General features: G+C 55.3%; 1 protein-coding gene. It reads left to right on the plus strand.

Features of this window, described 5'->3' with window-relative positions; translation table 11 throughout:
• Positions 1-814: IS30-like element IS1513 family transposase (locus tag HMPREF3153_RS09820; protein ID WP_141740944.1), on the plus strand; the 814-nt coding region annotated here is incomplete at both ends.

Here is an 814-nt window from a genome sequence, read left to right on the forward strand (position 1 = left end):
CCAAAACTACGCAAGCTCGATGAAAGCCCAACGCTTCGGGGTGTAGTAGTCGATTGCCTTGCCCGCAGGTGGTCACCTGGGCGCATTAGTGCATGGCTTGAGCATGCTTTCAGCGATGATGAAAGCATGCGTATTTCCCACGAAGCGATCTACAGTGCCTTATACATTCAAGGCAAAGGCAGCCTGCGAGCCGAGCTTGAAGAAGTCATGAAGACTAAAGACGTACTTATCCGCGGCGGCTCAACACGCAAGCGTCGTGCCCGAAACGCTGGCGTGTTAACCGGTCGCCCTTGGATCAAAGGTGCTGAGATCACCCACCGCAGCCCGGAAGCTGATGACAGGGCTATTCCCGGGCACTGGGAGGGCGACCTTGTTATTGGTAAAGGTGGCAAAAGCGCGCTGATTACCCTAGTAGAGCGCACCAGCCGTTACACCCTGCTTGGACACCTTCCCGATGAGCACAGTTCACACACCGTGGTCGCAACCCTGCAGGACATGGTCAAAGACCTCAACACCGAGCAGCTAAAGACCATCACATGGGACCAAGGCGCAGAAATGGCTGTCACAGCACAAGTCCAGATTAAAGACGGCTGCCAGGTGTTTTTCTGTGAACCGCACTCACCGTGGCAGAGACCAACCAACGAGAACACCAACGGCGAGATCAGGCGCAGGTTCTACAAAAAGGGCACCGACTTTGCCACCGTCACACCCGAACATGTCGCGTGGGTGCAAAATGAGCTCAACGAAACACCCCGACAAATCCTCGGCGGCGCAACCCCACGTGAAATACTTAACGAACTATTCAAGCGTGGCG

It is taken from the genome of Corynebacterium sp. HMSC06C06 (assembly GCF_001807295.1).
Lineage (GTDB): Bacteria > Actinomycetota > Actinomycetes > Mycobacteriales > Mycobacteriaceae > Corynebacterium > Corynebacterium striatum.